Annotated in this window: 12 protein-coding genes and 1 pseudogene; 6 read left to right on the top strand and 7 right to left on the bottom strand. The window is 36.7% G+C overall.

Annotation, left to right across the window (positions count from 1 at the left end; all coding sequences use genetic code 11):
* Positions 1-13: 13 nt before the first annotated feature.
* Complete coding sequence (locus tag IGJ26_RS16135; RefSeq protein ID WP_430599749.1) at positions 14-685, bottom strand: prepilin peptidase; 672 nt, start codon at positions 683-685, stop codon at positions 14-16.
* 125 nt (positions 686-810) lie between these two features.
* On the opposite strand from IGJ26_RS16135, the gene IGJ26_RS16130 reads away from it, so the two are divergent.
* The gene (locus tag IGJ26_RS16130) at positions 811-1,299 is read left to right on the top strand and encodes a Dps family protein (RefSeq protein ID WP_005230382.1); all 489 of its coding nucleotides are present in this window, start codon (positions 811-813) and stop codon (positions 1,297-1,299) included.
* 41 nt (positions 1,300-1,340) lie between these two features.
* Here IGJ26_RS16130 and argH read toward each other — a convergent pair whose 3' ends face one another.
* Both argH and IGJ26_RS16120 read right to left on the bottom strand, forming a co-directional pair.
* Positions 1,341-2,720: an argininosuccinate lyase gene (gene argH, locus IGJ26_RS16125; RefSeq protein ID WP_430599747.1), complete on the bottom strand. Its 1,380-nt coding sequence runs from the start codon at positions 2,718-2,720 to the stop codon at positions 1,341-1,343.
* A 53-nt stretch (positions 2,721-2,773) separates the two neighbouring features.
* Positions 2,774-3,988: an argininosuccinate synthase gene (locus IGJ26_RS16120; RefSeq protein ID WP_005230386.1), complete on the bottom strand. Its 1,215-nt coding sequence runs from the start codon at positions 3,986-3,988 to the stop codon at positions 2,774-2,776.
* A gap of 406 nt (positions 3,989-4,394) precedes the next feature.
* Between IGJ26_RS16120 and rplM the strand changes: the two genes are divergently transcribed.
* The 5 genes and pseudogenes from rplM to IGJ26_RS16095 all read left to right on the top strand — a co-directional run bounded on the left by rplM (position 4,395) and on the right by IGJ26_RS16095 (position 8,861).
* Complete coding sequence (gene rplM / locus IGJ26_RS16115) at positions 4,395-4,841, top strand: 50S ribosomal protein L13 (RefSeq protein WP_301280258.1); 447 nt, start codon at positions 4,395-4,397, stop codon at positions 4,839-4,841.
* Between the two features lie 15 nt (positions 4,842-4,856).
* Positions 4,857-5,249, top strand: a complete 393-nt coding sequence (gene rpsI / locus IGJ26_RS16110; protein WP_003128901.1) for a 30S ribosomal protein S9 — start codon at positions 4,857-4,859, stop codon at positions 5,247-5,249.
* Between the two features lie 38 nt (positions 5,250-5,287).
* The gene (locus IGJ26_RS16105) at positions 5,288-6,256 is read left to right on the top strand and encodes a DUF6414 family protein (RefSeq protein WP_368854548.1); all 969 of its coding nucleotides are present in this window, start codon (positions 5,288-5,290) and stop codon (positions 6,254-6,256) included.
* Positions 6,257-7,390 (top strand): AAA family ATPase, encoded by a 1,134-nt coding sequence (locus tag IGJ26_RS16100; protein ID WP_430599746.1) that lies wholly within the window; start codon positions 6,257-6,259, stop codon positions 7,388-7,390.
* Between the two features lie 168 nt (positions 7,391-7,558).
* Positions 7,559-8,861 (top strand): annotated as a pseudogene (locus tag IGJ26_RS16095) (ISL3 family transposase).
* Positions 8,862-8,923: 62 nt separating this feature from the next.
* Here the strand turns inward: IGJ26_RS16095 and IGJ26_RS16090 are convergent.
* The 4 genes from IGJ26_RS16090 to IGJ26_RS16075 form a co-directional block, all read right to left on the bottom strand.
* Complete coding sequence (locus tag IGJ26_RS16090) at positions 8,924-10,834, bottom strand: P-loop NTPase fold protein (protein ID WP_153884008.1); 1,911 nt, start codon at positions 10,832-10,834, stop codon at positions 8,924-8,926.
* 38 nt (positions 10,835-10,872) lie between these two features.
* A complete protein-coding gene (locus IGJ26_RS16085; protein ID WP_194943348.1) occupies positions 10,873-11,106 on the bottom strand; it encodes a DNA methyltransferase in 234 nt (77 codons plus the stop codon).
* 894 nt (positions 11,107-12,000) lie between these two features.
* Positions 12,001-12,213 carry a helix-turn-helix domain-containing protein gene (locus IGJ26_RS16080; protein WP_430599745.1) on the bottom strand — a complete coding sequence of 71 codons (213 nt, stop codon included), beginning with the start codon at positions 12,211-12,213 and terminating at the stop codon, positions 12,001-12,003.
* Positions 12,214-12,290: 77 nt separating this feature from the next.
* Positions 12,291-12,509, bottom strand: coding sequence for a helix-turn-helix domain-containing protein (locus IGJ26_RS16075; RefSeq protein ID WP_015510596.1), 219 nt, complete (start codon positions 12,507-12,509; stop codon positions 12,291-12,293).
* Positions 12,510-12,631 lie beyond the last annotated feature (122 nt).

Raw genomic sequence — 12,631 nt, 5'->3', positions numbered from 1 at the left:
ATTTTTCTTCACTTCAAAGAAAAAAAGCGTCAAAAGTATGGAACGCTATGAAGCGAACAATCAGCAAACCCAGGCTCAAGAAGGGGACAAAGGGCAACTGCGCCAATCGTTTCTTCCAGATGCCTTGATAGCTAAAAAAAGCGAGAAGACCAAGACTACTGGCTATTAGTAAGAGGGCCAAAAGGGTCGTTGGCGCTAGCCAAATACTCCAACCTGCCAGCACTAAGAGATCGCCGCCGCCCATTTTTTTCTGCCAGACAAAAAAGACCAGTGGAACCAGCAAGCCTAAAGACAGCCATTGAAAAGAAGCGCCGCTCCTAAGCTGTGTCAGCGCTAGCAGTAGGTGGGCGGGGTACAGCAGTTGCGGGTAGACGCTATAGTCTATCAAGTCGGTCAAACTGAGTAAAAAGGCACTGGTCAGCCAGACAAAAGCCAGGAAGCTTTGGGAATCATGAAAGGCAACCACGCAAAGTCCGCCATAGCACAAGCAGACGATGGCCCAATAAAGCAGGGGTAAAAGCCATCTCGTAGGAAGGCGAAAAAACCAATGGTTATCCGAAACTTTGTTCACCTTCTCGTAATGAGAACGAGAATCACTTTTTGGTGGATTCCAAAACAGGGTATGTAAGAGCATAAGCCAAAAGAAGCCGAGTAAAGCGCCTAAAAAAAACACGAAAATCGTCATTTTTTGATCCTCCTTATAAAGAAATACGTAAGAGAGTGAGAAATTTTCTCAAATAGATGATTTTGTTGTACTTTTTATTTGTTTCGTATTATCCTTAAAATAGATAATTTAGAGGAGGAATCGTTATGAAATTTGAACAAACAAAAGAAGTATTAAACCAACTTGTTGCTGATTTAAGCCAAATGGCTATGGTCGTTCACCAAACACACTGGTACATGCGTGGACCTGGCTTTTTGACATTGCATCCAATGATGGACGAATTCATGGATGATTTAAATGAGCAATTGGATGAAGTTTCTGAACGCTTGATTACATTAGACGGTTCACCATATTCAACTTTGCGTGAAATGGCAGAACACACTCAAATCCCTGATGAAGTCGGCAACTGGGACCGCACGATTCCAGAACGCTTAGCTACATTGGTGGAAGGCTACCGTTACTTAGCGGACTTATACCAAAAAGGGATCGAAGTATCTGGTGAAGAAGGCGACGATCCAACCCAAGATATCTTCATCGGCTTCAAAACAGCCATCGAAAAACGTATTTGGATGATCCAAGCGCACTTAGGCGAAGCGCCATTGATCGATCCAGCGAAATCTCGCGTACGTCATTAATCAACAAAAAAACCAGCGAAGAATTTTCTTCGCTGGTTTTTTTACTTGCCCGCCAATAATGTTTTGGCGGCTTCAATTTGCTGTGCCACTTGATCAAAACCGGTGCCGCCATACGAATGACGATTTTTGACGGCGGTATAGGAATCAAGTTTTTCAAAAATATCGCTGTCGATGGCAGGATGGATCGCTTGGTAGTCTTCCAAGGAAACATCTTGCAGATAGATGCCTTTGCTCAAACACTCACTGACGAGTTTGCCGACGATCTCATGGGCTTGTCTGAAAGGCACGCCTTTGCCGGCTAAGTAATCCGCTAATTCTGTTGCGTTGGAAAAATCCTTTTCAGTGGATTCTTGCATCCGTGCTTGATTGACCTTCATCGTTGCGATCATGCCCGTCATGATCTGCAAGCTTTTCGTGATGGTTTCGGCACTGTCAAACATGCCTTCCTTGTCTTCTTGGAAATCTTTGTTGTACGCCAGCGGCAAGCCCTTCATGACCGTCAAAAGACCAAAGAGGTTCCCATAGACACGTCCTGTTTTTCCACGGATCAGCTCCGCCATGTCAGGGTTTTTCTTTTGAGGCATGATGGAGCTGCCGGTGGAGAAGGTATCGGTCAGTTCCACAAATTGGTATTCGTGGCTGCACCAAAGAATCAGCTCTTCACAAAAACGAGACAGATGCATCATCAATAAAGAGGCATTGCTTAAAAATTCCAAGATAAAATCACGATCGCTGACCGCATCTAGGCTGTTGCTGTAAATATTGCTAAACCCTAACTCTTGAGCGGTGAAGGCACGATCGATGGGGAAGGTGGTTCCTGCCAAAGCGGCACTGCCTAAAGGCATCACATCGATGCGGCTCAAACTCTCACTGAAACGCTCTTGGTCACGCGTCAGCATACTGTAATAGGCTAAGAGGTGATGGGCAAAAGAAATCGGCTGTGCATGCTGCAGATGGGTATAACCGGGCATGATGGTGTAGATGTTGGCTTCGGCTTGTAAAACCAGCACTTCTCGCAATTCAGCGATCAAAGTGATCACGTCTTGCACGACTTCTTTCAAATACAAATGCATATCGGTCGCCACTTGGTCATTACGACTACGGGCAGTATGCAATTTGCCTGCCACTGGTCCAATCAATTCATGCAAGAATGTCTCGATGTTTAAATGGATGTCCTCATTTTCAATCGTGAAGGTCAATTCGCCAGCGGCTAATTGCTGCTGAATCGTGGTCAAGCCGCCAATGATCGCTTCGCCATCGGGCTGACTGATGATGCCCGTATGGACCAGCATTTTGACATGTGCCAAACTGCCAAGAATGTCTTGCTTTGCTAACTTTTGATCAAACGTGATGGAAGCCCCAAAAGCATCGATCCATGCTTCGTTTTTCCCATCGAAACGTCCGCCCCATAATTTTGCCATATTCTCACCTCAAAAAAGATTACGGCTGAAGCGGCAGCTTCAGCCGTGCATACTTAAATCAATGTTTCTGTTAGTTGCTGTTGTGCTTGGATCTCAGCGTGCACTTTGCTTGGCAGTCCCCATAATTTGATGAAGCCGATAGCCGCATGCTGATCAAAGGTATCTGCAGAAGTATACGTTGCTAAGTTTTCATCGTACAAGCTGTTTTCAGATTTCCGTCCTTCACAAATGACGTTGCCTTTGAATAATTTCAAACGCACGATTCCGTTGACGTAGACTTGTGTGCTTTTCAGGAAGGTAATCAAGGCTTCCGTCAATGGATTGAACCATAAGCCGTCATAGATGACTTGCGCTAATTGTTGCTCGATGATTGGTTTGAAATGCGCCAATTCCCGTACAAAGACCAAATCTTCCAATTCTTTATGAGCCGTCATCAAAGCGATCGCTCCTGGACATTCATAAACTTCCCGTGATTTGATTCCCACCAGACGATTTTCGATATGGTCGATCCGACCAACGCCATGCTCGCCAGCCACCCGGTTCAGTTTCATGATCAATTCTGCTAGATTCATCGTTTCGCCATCAATGGCCGTCGGTACCCCTTGATCAAAGGTGATCTCAACGATCGTTGGTACGTCAGGAGTATCTTCTAATTCTTGCGTGATAGCGTAGGCCCCTTTTGGCGGCGTTGCCCAAGGATCTTCTAAGACGCCACACTCACAGGCACGTCCCCACAAGTTTTGATCGATGGAATACGGATTGTCCAAATCAGCGGGAATCGGCACTCCTTTTTCAGCCGCATAGGCAATCTCTTCTTCCCGGGACCATTTCCATTCCCGAACCGGTGCGATGACTTTCAAGTGAGGCGCTAAAGCGGCGATCGCTACTTCAAACCGAACTTGGTCGTTGCCTTTACCAGTACAGCCGTGGGCGACGGTCGTTGCGCCAGTCGCTAATGCCAACTCCACCAATTTCTTGGCGATCAATGGACGAGACAAAGCGGAAACAAGAGGATAAGAATTTTCATAAAAAGTATTGCCTTGTAAAGCGATCAAAGCAAAATCTTGGGCGAATTCTTCGCGGGCATCGATGGCATAAGATTCAATCGCGCCAACTGCCAAAGCTTTGTCTTTAATGGATTGGGTATCGCGACCTTCACCGATATCTAGGCAGCAAGCCACCACATCATATCCTTGGTCCGTTAACCATTTAATTGAAACGGAGGTATCTAATCCTCCAGAATAGGCCAATATTACTTTTTCTTTCATACTTATTAACTCCTTTTCCGCGTGTTTTCAAGTGATTGAAGCTATCTTATCAGAATAAAAATAATAAATCAAGGGTAAAATTAAATATTTATACATAAAAGTGGCGATTATCAGGTTTTTATACTATTATCGATGGTTAAGGAAAAGAAGTGGATGCTCACTTTGTTAATGAAAGTTTATACATAATATTCATTATGGTATTCAGTTTTAGAAACCTGCAACAACAAGTTTCGTTTTTCAGAGAAAATGGGAGAAAACGAATGGAGAAAATTTTCAAAAAGAGGCGGAATTACGTTGACATTAGGCTTTATAGAAGGTATTATGTTATATGGTATTGTTTGCCCCACAAGAGCCCCGGAAACTCAAGTGTATGTCAAACATTCGTGAAATTGAATTGGAGGAAAAAATTGTGCGTACAACATATATGGCCAAACCAGGCGAAGTAGAACGTAAATGGTACGTAGTAGATGCAACAGATGTTCCTATGGGTCGTCTTTCAGCAGTAGTAGCATCTGTCTTACGTGGTAAAAATAAACCAACATTCACACCTCATGTGGATACAGGCGATTTCGTAATCGTCATTAATGCAGAAAAAATCAAATTAACAGGTAACAAAGCAAGCGATAAAATTTATTACCGTCACTCAAACTTCCCAGGAGGATTGAAATCAGTCTCTGCTGGAGAATTACGTGCTAAAAATTCTCGTCGTTTGATCGAAACTTCTGTAAAAGGCATGCTTCCTAAAAACACTTTAGGCCGTAAACAAGGAATGAAACTTCATGTTTATGCTGGCGCTGAACACCCACATGCTGCACAACAACCAGAAGTATTGGACATCACAAACTTAATCTAATAGGAGGGAATTTCATTGGCACAAGCTCAATATATCGGCACTGGCCGTCGTAAAAATGCAGTAGCCCGCGTACGTTTAGTACCAGGTACTGGTAAAATTACTGTTAACAAAAAAGATGTTGAAGAATACATCCCACACGCAGACTTGCGTGAAGTAATCAACCAACCATTCGGCGTTACAGAAACTAAAGGTTCATACGATGTTTTTGTAAACGTAAATGGTGGTGGATACGCTGGACAATCAGGTGCAATCCGTCACGGTATCGCACGCGCATTGTTACAAGTTGATCCTGATTTCCGTTTAGCTCTTAAACGTGCTGGCTTACTTACTCGTGACGCACGTATGGTTGAACGTAAAAAACCAGGTCTTAAGAAAGCTCGTAAAGCTTCACAGTTTTCAAAACGTTAATCTATTTCATATATACCAACGTTTTGGACTATTATTTGGTGGAAATTGGTGTAAAAGCCAATTTCCTTATCAATATAAAAGCAAAAGACATCAGTATTTTACTGGTGTCTTTTTATGTTTACCAAGAAACTTCTAAAACTGTTATAATATATTTACTGAGTACATTATTAGGAGGGTTTGTTTTGGCGGAAAATTTAAAAAAAATAATTTATTTTGATGAGACATCTGCAATTGATTTATTGCAGATAGAGAAAAAAGGAAACTTTAATCAAACAATAGAACTAGTTAATGAAGTAAGTGGTGAAGCCAATGGTGGAGTAAAAGCCAGTGCAGCCGCTGGAAAGCAAAGTGCAGTTAAAGCTGTTTTTGAAAAATTAACAGGGTTGTCTGGATCAATTGAGGGTCAAGTTGGGGTTTCTGGAGCCGTTCATGGTGGAAGAATTGCAAAAACATTATTGGAAAATACTTTGCTCTACGATTTTTTAGATACTGTTGAATTTAGAAAAAGAAAATCATTGATAGATATTACAAGTGGATATAAATTGACTATTGATAAAGAATCTATGACTTATTTTGCTATGATTGCCCCTATAACAGAAATGATGGAAGGGAATCAAAGAGTAGACGAAGAGATAACAATGACAGTATCTAAGATGAACCAAGGAATCAGGAACACTAAAGGGTATTATGAATTGATAGGAACAAAAGATAAATCTGAAGATAATTCAACTGATAAAGGTATAGATAAGAGAATTTTCCGATTTAATATCGATTCTTTCAAAAATAATTATAGAATTCAAGATTTAAGAAGAATGAATTTAAATTTGTATTCTATATATGTAGGAGAAACATCTATGTCTGATTTAAACTTTGAAAGAGAATTTGATTTAAATTCAGATAAAACTGAGTTGGATTTTCAAGGATTTGGTAATAATAACTCTGAAGAAAATAATATACCTGATGAAATTGTCCCAGTATATGATGTAATATTGGCAGGGGTGAAATAAATGGATAAGATAGTTCTTTTTGATGGATCAAAAAAGGATTTCAATGCCTATATGAAAAAACATGGTGTTGAAGAATATACTCCATTTATGGAATTGATTAGACAATACAATGAAAAAATTAGAGCTAATGATACATCTGCTGTAAATGAAGTTGGTGAAGTAAATAAAAATGTTATTGAAAATGTAGTTATTTATTCTGATGATTTTGCTTCTGTAACAGATCATGTAATTACTAACTTCCCTAACATAGTAATTTTAGGACATGATATTGAGAATTTATATATTCAAAATGCACCTAAACGTGTCAAGTATTCGTTGGAGGTAGAGTTTGATAGTATAATAAAAAACCGAAAGTCTGATTATTATGAAGCAGATTCTGAAGATATCATTAAATTCTATAATAAGCTAAAAAATAGTAATGTTGTAGGACAAGAGGAAGCTAAGAAAAAAACATGTGTTGGTTTGTACAAATCTGCGGTTTTGAAAGAAAATCAACCATTAGTATTATTGTATTACGGGCCCTCAGGAGTAGGAAAGACTGAACTTGCCAAAAAAATAAGTAGTTTTTATGATGGAAAGCTCACAAGAATTCAATTTTCCATGATGCAAACAGATGAAGCTTATAAATATATATTTGGAGATACTCATGGAAAACCATCTTTGGCGAGAGACTTATTATCCAGGGAAACAAATGTGGTGTTAATTGATGAATTTGATAAAGTATCACCCTCTCTGTATAATGTTTTTTATCAGATGTTTGATGAGGGAGAGTTTGAAGATATAAATTATAAGGTTGATGTATCAAATTGTATTTTTATACTAACATCTAACTTCAATAATGAAAAAAATATTGCTGAAGTACTTGGTTTTCCGATTTTTTCAAGGATAGATACCAAAATAAGATTCAAAGAGCTAACAAAAGCAGAACTATCTTTAGTAATAAAAAAGATATTTGACAGTATTTATAAAAAAATATCAACTGAAGACCAAAAACTTATTGATGAGGTTGGATTAAAAAATAAGTATTTGGAGTCAGTTGAAATTTTTAAAAATATTAGACTGTTGGATAAGTTTATAGAAAATGATATCTTTAATGTATTGTTTGACAGTAGAATTCAGAAAAATAATAACTAAAATTTGTTATTTTAATGAATCTAATAGATTTAGGTTCTACAATATTTAGTGTTGGTGGAAGATCTACGGATTTTCTATCAACACTTTTTTTGTAAAAAAAGATAGAAAAAGAGATAGCCTAACTGGTAGAATTTAGTCGTCTAAAACAAAACCAAACCAAGATAGGATATCTCCACGGATCATTGTACTAGAAATTTGTTAGGTTTGACAGATGAAAATTTATTCTTCGAAGAAGAGTGGTTAGAGACGATAGAAGAAGAGGGGTTTCGCACCAATCTTATCCATGCCAAGCTTAGCTATATACCAAGTCATTGCCGTAAATGTGGCATCAAAAATGAAGGACAAATCATCAAGCTCACATAAAACAAAAGTCCAACTTTTGCCTTATCGAGCAACCAAAACAGAATTACGCTTGGTACGTACGCGCTTTTACTGTAAAGAATGTCAGTCGACATTCAACGCTCAGACAAATTTGGTGGATGAAAACTGCTATCTTTCAAAGGAATTAAAGGTTCAAATTGCCTTGGAACTGGCGAAGAATACAACAAGAAAAGAAATTTCCAATCGCTATTTTGTCTCTGACGTAACCGTTCTACGTGTCCTGCACACCTGTTTAAAAACGTATCATCCTCGTTTTGATACATTACCTTCGGTCCTTTGTTTTGACGAGTTCAAATCGATGAAGTCTTGCAGTGGAAAAATGAGTTTTGTTTTTATGAATGGGCAGACCCAGCAATTAATCGGTGTATTGGAGAATCGTCGCCTGGCTTTCTTAAAACCATATTTTCTTAAATTCACTCGTAAAGCACGAGTGAACGTAAAATACGTCGTGATGGATATGAATGTCCCTTATTTTGAACTTGTAAAGGCGGTCTTCTCAAACGCCAAAATCGTGACCGATCGCTTTCACATTGTCCAACAAATCACTCGTGCGTTAAACCAGTTGCGAATTAAAACAATGAACAGCTTTCAAAAAACGGAACCGACAAAGTATCGACGACTGAAGCGATTCTGGAAATTACTCCTGAAGCATGCCTATGATCTGGATAGTTCCAATTATCAATATGATCGATCCTTTCGTAGACCAATGACGCAAAAAGCGATCGTCGATGAACTTTTGAGTTATGACGAGCAATTAACAAGGGCTTACGAGACCTGTCAACTCCTCCTCTATCACTTTAAACACAAGGACAGCCAAAGCTTTTTCGATACGATCAACAGCTTAGATCAACGCCTCCCACAATGGTTTTGTAAGAAGCTGACGTTTTTAAATAAATACAAATTAGGGATTCAATATGCTTTAAAAACCAGGTATAGTAATGGGGCACTAGAAGGAACAAACAACAAGATAAAAGTGATAAAACGAGTAGCCTACGGCTATCGAAACTTCCACAACTTTCGAGCAAGAATATATCTCATTCAAGGCTTAATCTTCCAAGTAAAACAAAAACCAGTTAAGCACTTTGCCTAACTGGTTTATGACTAAATTTTCAGTTGTATCTTTTTCTACCAACACTAAATGTCGAAGAACCATTATTTTTGATTTCGTCTAGTGAAAGTGTATCCTTTGTTTTCAAGTTCATTTAATCTAGGTTCAATCTTCTGGATAGTGTAGCTATGATCTATAAACGTATTGTAAGACTCAAAGTCGCGTTTGTTTTCTAATAAGATGTATTGTTTATTTTCAGGAATTATATCAAATTCATGCCTTCTATTATTATCGAGTATCCCCTGAGCCACCCAAAATGAAAGATATTGAGTATCAGGAAACTGTTCAATAATCTGCCAAACAGACTCCGACCATTCTTCCATTTTTGCATACATATTTTTTGATGAAAGATACGCAATTAACAAAACATCCTTCCGTCTAACATGCTTAAAGTTCTCAATTGAAAGTTCGATGTTTGTAAAAAGAACACCTAACGCATGAAAGTGTAATTCGCTATATTTTTCAAGTAGATAAAGTTCTTGAGAAAAGTCAAAATCATGCTTACTCAGTATATTATGCCAAGAATCGTATATCTCTTTACGAATTTGCTCATCACTTTTATGTGCTCGTTTATCTGGAATACCCCACGTATTATTTCCCATATACTGTTTTCTAGGCATTAATTTTTCATTTTTTTCGTTGATAATATACCGTATTAGAGGACTACACTTGTATTCTTTCACTAATTTTAAAGTTGCAACAAAGATTTTGTGTTTTTTCTCTTTTTCAAAGTCTTCATAGTTACTAGTTATATAAGTGTAAAAGTCTGAGTCCATGTCAGATAAGAGGTTATGTGTTAAGGACTCATTATCCTGTATAAGCGAATCTAAATCTTGAACTGTTTGATTTGAAGGTTGTTCATATAAAAAGTATCCTTGTCTATTCTTTATAAATGGGTATGGATATCCTTCATTTTCTGTTCGCTGCATCGCATATAAAAGTGAATGAAGAATATCTTTGTTAGTAGAAATAAGAACTTCTTTTTCTTGATTCTGAAATTGCTCTGCAAAGTCAAATTCAGAATTAGATAATAAGGTATTATAGTGTTCTGGATGAAACAGATAGACGTATATAACCAGTAGTTGATGGATGGGTTGAACATAATTCAGTTTCTTACGAGTAAAAAACTCATTATTTACGTAATCATTAAACTGTTCACGCTCGCGTAAGTTACGTTGTTCATTGATTACTATTCTTTTAAGCTCATCAGGAATAGAGAAGTGTAGTTTATTTTCCAACACGTTAAAATACTCGGTCCAGATATTCTGTGGTTGTAAAGTAAAAGGAAGTTCCACTTTGCGGCTCATAATTTTTTGAAGAAATTTACCATCATTCTGCGATAATTTACTGTAGTCTCCTACAAAAATGATAGGTATTCTATTTTCAAGAATATTAAATAATGTATATAATTGTTCCTGCATGGGAGAATCAATTCTATCAAAATCATCTATAACTAGAACCGTGTTCTTAAAAGGGTATTTTTTAAGTACCCACACGTAAAATGAATCAGATTTTATCTTAAAAAAGCTCCATACTGCTACAATTAAAGCTACTACTCCCGCAATTTGTGCTATTAAAAGAGTACCCAAAAATTTAGAAAGCCCTAGATTTACAATGTCTGTCATTAAGATTGAGATGACGACAGATAATATCATAGCAGATCTTAAAATCCAGTATGTTTTTGGTAATAGTTTTGAAAAAGCGATAGAAACTACTGAACGCTCATCAGTTACTCTCCAAAAATCTAAAGTGATAAACCTCTTTTTGGTTTCTTTTTTTGCTTTTTTTTCAACTTCTCTTAGAAATTCTGTTTTTCCAGAACCCCATGCACCATTAAGAAAATAAGTTTTATTCTCTTTCAATAAATCTGAGAAGTTCTTTGCGGATACTGTAGTGTCAATGTGAGTAAGCTCGATAAATTCTGTTTGATAATCTTCGTTTAATACATGATGCACGGGCTAAGTCCTCCTTGTTTTAATATTTTATGAAACATCTATAAGTTATTTGAGTACCCTAGAATCTTTTTGAAAGCGTTTCTGTCTTGCACATATCCGATGAACCGTCTTTTTAGTTTTTTTGCGCAAAGGTCAGATACACCGCTACTTAAAAATAAATCAATCACTAAATCGCCCAGTTGGGAATGTCGTAATATTAAATCATCTATTAAAGACAATGGTTTTTGACAAACGTGGCGTCTGTCATTGCTTGTTACTCTTGAATATGCCATCATGGTAGGATTCAAAAGATGCCAGTTTAAAATAAGGCGTTAAGCCTTTATGAGTGAAATGAAAAATGTACTCTCTTGCTTTCGTGGTATACCCACGAATACGAATACACCGTGGGTTAACATTCGGATTTTGCCATAAAATTAAATCTTGTAACTCAAAATCAAAATGTTCAATAAAATATTTTGAACAAGTAAATATGCTACGTGAAGATTTCTTCAAGATAAATAAACATAGACAAGAAAATTTACAGTCTTTGCATTTGAAATTCTTAGGTTGGGGGTTCATCCATCGCACTATTTGTTTATAGTGAGCTCCAAGGTATAAAAAGTAAAGATCTATGGATTTCACTATTTTGTTCCAAATCAGAAAAGGTCACTTTATTTTTAATGATATTTATTATATCCCTAGTAATTATATGGATTATATATGTAAAAGAATTTCAAGAAATGAAAAAAGAATTTAAGAAACCCAAAAAATTTTATATAGATGAGTTATTTTTTGAGTCGAAATATTTTGACCGTTATATAAAAGAACCGGAGATTCCAAAAATCTATGTGCTTATCTTCTTAATTTTGCTGAATTTACTTATCTATAGGCTTTTAATAATTTTTCTATAACTACTATAATTGAAAATAAGGGTCAATTGCATTTAAAAACTATATATTTTATGAAGCTACCTATCGATTTTTGGAAGGTAGTTTTTTTGCTAAATTCTAATATGGAGAAGAAGTTATTGACTAATAATAGTAGTGTCTTATGTTTTAATTAGAAATTAGATATTTAGAAAATTGTGGTACATGTCACTATTCTAAAGTGAAAATTCTGTTTAATTAGTTAAAATATGCCCTGAAGATTAATAAAATTAGATTGTTTATATTTTACTAACTCTAAAGTCACCTATAAGGATTTTTAATATCAGTCATATTTACCAAATAATCAATACTAGTATCATAATGATTTGCTAACTTTATCAACGTTTGAATAGGAATCTCTAACTCACCGTTCTCGTACCGAGAATACGTTGACTGTGAAATATTTAAAAGAGTAGCAATCTGGTGTTGGGTTAAATCGTTGTCTTCCCGCAGATCGCGGATTCGTTGAAACATTCACGTCACCTCGATACTATTCTAAATTATGCTCTTATCGCATATTGACTTTTATGCGTTTTGCGCATATTATGTTGTTAGTTACGAGGATAAGGCTTTTGATGGTCTGTTAAATTAAGCAAGTAATCGACACTAGTAGAATAAAAATCTGCAAGTTTAATCAGAGATTGGGTAGGAATGTCTAATTTTCCTGACTCATAGCGGGAGTAAGTTGTTTGGCTGATATTCAGTAGTTTAGCAAGTTGTTCTTGATTCAAGTCTTTATCTTCGCGTAAGTCACGAATTCTATGATACATAAAAATCACCTCAACCTTATTTTAGGTGAGTAATTTTGTGCTACGGCATATTATGCGTTAAACGCATAATATTTTGGGTTTTCTGTTAAACATCAATATATTTAGTAACTTACATAGGAAAT

The organism is Enterococcus sp. AZ095a (genome assembly GCF_050546735.1).
GTDB classification, from domain to species: Bacteria; Bacillota; Bacilli; order Lactobacillales; family Enterococcaceae; genus Enterococcus_D; species Enterococcus_D entomosocium.
The sequence above is the reverse complement of the archived record's forward strand: the minus strand, read 5'-3'. Positions and strand labels throughout refer to the sequence as shown.

What these genes read in the sequence shown, in the direction of transcription:
- IGJ26_RS16135 (WP_430599749.1), bottom strand. Translation starts at nt 685, where the DNA reads ATGACGATTTTCGTGTTTTTTTTAGGCGCTTTACTCGGCTTCTTTTGG.
- IGJ26_RS16130 (WP_005230382.1), top strand. Translation starts at nt 811, where the DNA reads ATGAAATTTGAACAAACAAAAGAAGTATTAAACCAACTTGTTGCTGAT.
- argH (WP_430599747.1), bottom strand. Translation starts at nt 2,720, where the DNA reads ATGGCAAAATTATGGGGCGGACGTTTCGATGGGAAAAACGAAGCATGG.
- IGJ26_RS16120 (WP_005230386.1), bottom strand. Translation starts at nt 3,988, where the DNA reads ATGAAAGAAAAAGTAATATTGGCCTATTCTGGAGGATTAGATACCTCC.
- IGJ26_RS16100 (WP_430599746.1), top strand. Translation starts at nt 6,257, where the DNA reads ATGGATAAGATAGTTCTTTTTGATGGATCAAAAAAGGATTTCAATGCC.
- IGJ26_RS16085 (WP_194943348.1), bottom strand. Translation starts at nt 11,106, where the DNA reads ATGGCATATTCAAGAGTAACAAGCAATGACAGACGCCACGTTTGTCAA.
- IGJ26_RS16080 (WP_430599745.1), bottom strand. Translation starts at nt 12,213, where the DNA reads ATGTTTCAACGAATCCGCGATCTGCGGGAAGACAACGATTTAACCCAA.
- IGJ26_RS16075 (WP_015510596.1), bottom strand. Translation starts at nt 12,509, where the DNA reads ATGTATCATAGAATTCGTGACTTACGCGAAGATAAAGACTTGAATCAA.